Origin of the sequence: Nocardia harenae NBRC 108248, assembly GCF_001612885.1 — a bacterium.
Lineage (GTDB): Bacteria > Actinomycetota > Actinomycetes > Mycobacteriales > Mycobacteriaceae > Nocardia > Nocardia harenae.
Genome location: NZ_BDBH01000020.1, coordinates 1 through 2,222, shown reverse-complemented (window position 1 = coordinate 2,222; position 2,222 = coordinate 1). Strand labels below are relative to the sequence as shown.

The following is a 2,222-nucleotide window of genomic DNA, read 5'->3' as shown; positions in this document are numbered from 1 at the left end:
AAATTGTTAGATCAGGGGATCCACCGAGGTGGGTCCCCTGATCTCGTTTCGGGGCTCGATCGCACCCGTCGGCAGGCGGGTGCTTCGTGCTGCCCGCAGCATGGTTGAATTCAAGAGCGAACATACTTCTCCCGGCGGGCCCGGGAATTCGGAAAGGGAACATCGTGCCGGAACGGAACGACGACCGGAAGCCCTTCCGGCGTGACGCCTCGCAGGGCGACTCCGACCGGCGCGGCTCGGGTGATTCCCGCCGAAACGACAACCGCCAGGGCGGTTTCCGGCCCGACGGCGACCGCGGTGACAGTTCCCGCGGCGGCTTCCGGCGCGACGATCGCGACGGCGGTTCGCGCCGCGAGGGCGGATTCCGCCGCGACGACCGCGGGGATCGGCAGGACAGCCGCGGCGGCCACCAGCGAAACGACGATCGCCGTGCGGGCGACAGCGGTTTCCGCCGGGACGACCGGGACAGCGGCTCCCGCCGCGATGATCGCGAGAGCGGTTTCCGCCGCGACGACCGCGGTGGCGATGACCGGCGTGACGGTGGCGGATACCAGCGCGGTGGCGATCGCGACGGCGGCTTCCGCCGCGGCGGCGACAGTGGCAACCGGGGTGGCGGATTCGACCGTGACCGGGGTGACCGGAGCGGAGGTTTTCGGCGCGACGGTGGTGATCGCGATGGCAACTCCCGGCGCGACAACGACAACCGCCAGGGTGGCTTCCGGCGCAGCCGTGACAACGACGACCGTGCGAGCGGCTCCGGGCGCGGCGGCGGTACTGAGAACCGCGATAGCGGCTACCGTCGCGGCGGTACCGGTGACAGCCGCGATAGCGGTTTCCGCCGAGGTGGCGACGGTGACAGCCGCGGCAGCGGTTTCCGCCGAGGTGGCGACGGTGACGGCCGCGATAGCGGTTTCCGCCGAGGTGGCGACGGTGACGGCCGCGATAGCGGTTATCGGCGCGGCGGTGACGACAGCCGCGGCAGCGGTTTCCAGCGCGGTGGCGATCGTGAGGGCGGTTTCCGCCGCAGTGGCGATGGCGGTTTTCGGCGCGGTGGCGATGGCGGCGATCGCGAGGGCGGTTTCCGGCGTGATAACGACAGCCACGAGGGCGGATTCCGGCGGGGCGGCGAGAACGGATCCCGGCGGGATGATCGCGGGAGCGGATTCCGCGAGGGTGGAAATCGGCGCGATGACCGCGGCGGCGGGTTCCGGCGCGATGACCGCGACAACCCTCGCCGCGACGACCGCGGGAACTCTCGCCGCGATGACCGCGGGAGCGGGTTCCGCGGCAATGACCGCGACCGGCGGGACGGCGGGTTCCGCCGGGGAGGGGACCGCGAGGGCGGTTACCGCAACGACCACCGCGAGAGCGGCTTCCGGCGCGACGATCGCGACGGGGGTTTCCGCGGGGACGATCGTCCCCGCGGCGGGGGCCGTGAAGGCGGGTTCCGACGCGACGATCGCGATGGCGGATCGCGCGGGGGCTACGGCTCCGGCGGCTCGAACCAGGGCGGGTACCAGCGTGGCGGGGACCGTGACGGCGGGTTCCGGCACGGGGGTGACCGGCCGGCGGGTAAGGGCGGGTTCCGGCGGGATGGCGGTCGGGACGACAGCCGGTCCGATGACCGGAGTGGGAATCGGCAGAGCGGGTTCCAGCGCGGGAACGATCGCGGCGGTGATTTCCGGCGCGACGGTGACCGGCCTGCGGTCAACCGGGGCAGGGAATTCCGGCGGAACGATCGCAACCGGAGTGATCGAGAGAGCGATCCTCGGGCCGAAGAGCGGGACTTCGACGCTCGCGTGGACGAGCGGGATACCCCCGGTGCCGACGACCGGGTAGGTCGTGATGACGCCCGCGCGGACGTGCGCGGCGATCACGCGGACGCTGTCGGCGATCGCGCGGACGGGCGCGATGACCGCACGGACGCTGCGGACGTGCGCGATGACCGCGCTGACGGTATCGAAAACGCCGCGATCGGTGCCGATGAGCGCGGCGTCGACCAGCGTGCCGACGAGCGCGCCGCCGATATCCGCTCGGCCGGCATCGGCGACCGCGCGGACGACGACGGTGGGTCGAATGACGATCGCGAGCGCGGCGTCAGCGCCGGTCCGGATGGTGCCGGTGACGGCGATGCCGCGGCGCTCTCGGACTCCGCCGAGCGGGTCGGCGCCGCCGACGATGGGCGCGCCACCGATGAGCGCGCCGCCGATGATGAGCGCGCC

The 2,222-nt window shown here is 72.6% G+C and carries 1 protein-coding gene and 1 pseudogene; one reads left to right on the top strand and one right to left on the bottom strand.

The window, feature by feature from the left end:
- Positions 1–110 precede the first annotated feature (110 nt).
- The gene (locus NH2_RS27830) at positions 111–1,877 is read right to left on the bottom strand and encodes a hypothetical protein (protein ID WP_157104009.1); all 1,767 of its coding nucleotides are present in this window, start codon (positions 1,875–1,877) and stop codon (positions 111–113) included.
- A 57-nt stretch (positions 1,878–1,934) separates the two neighbouring features.
- Here NH2_RS27830 and NH2_RS29130 point away from each other — a divergent pair.
- Positions 1,935–2,222: pseudogene (locus tag NH2_RS29130) on the top strand (hypothetical protein); the annotation flags it as partial.